The following is an 805-nucleotide window of genomic DNA, read 5'->3' on the forward strand; positions in this document are numbered from 1 at the left end:
ATAAATGCGTCATCAGAGTGCATTACGCACCATGAAGAGTCCTTTTTTGGAGAAGCCTAGCCTAGCGCTAGGGCCTCATGTTCTGACAACCATAGCTGCATATCATCAAATGGCATTGGACGCGCAATCCAATAACCCTGAAAACGATCGCAATTTAAGTCCCGCAGGGAGTTAGCCGTTTGTTCATCCTCAACGCCTTCTGCAACCAACTCAAGATTAAGCGCATGCGCCATGTCGACAAACGTCTTCACAATCATCAATGAACTCTTACTCTCGCAAACATCAACAATCAGAGAGCGATCGAGCTTCAATTCGGAAGCCGGGAGGCGTTGCAAATAAGAGAGGGAGGAATAACCGGCGCCAAAATCATCTATGGCAATTTTAAAACCTTTATCAACGAGCGTTTGCAAAGCTGTAATACCCAATACCGGGTCTTCCATCGCCGCAGTCTCCGTCAATTCCAGATAAAACATATCTGCACTGAGTGCGGTGTTGTCGAGTATCTGAGAGAGCTGCTCTGCAAAATGTGGATTATGTAAGTTGCGCGCAGAAATATTGATCGACATGGTGCCGACATATCCTTTGGCACGGAGCTCTAACATTCGCTCGACGACGCTCCGAAACACCCACTGCGTTATCAAATCAATGAGTCCGGTTTGCTCGGCAAGCGGGATGAATTTGTCTGGCGGAACAAACCCAAGTTTAGGGTGCGTCCAACGCAGCAAGGCCTCCATTCCCGTGACTTTAGATGTCTGCATCGCGAGTTTGGGTTGAAATGCGAGCGCTAGCGTATCGTCATGAATAG

The 805-nt window shown here is 48.1% G+C and carries 1 protein-coding gene; it reads right to left on the reverse strand.

What is annotated here, in order from left to right:
* Positions 1–56 precede the first annotated feature (56 nt).
* A partial coding sequence (locus tag A3750_RS15770) for a bifunctional diguanylate cyclase/phosphodiesterase (RefSeq protein WP_197475080.1) occupies positions 57–805 on the reverse strand: 749 nt, incomplete at its 5' end.

It is taken from the genome of Oleiphilus sp. HI0079 (assembly GCF_001635105.1).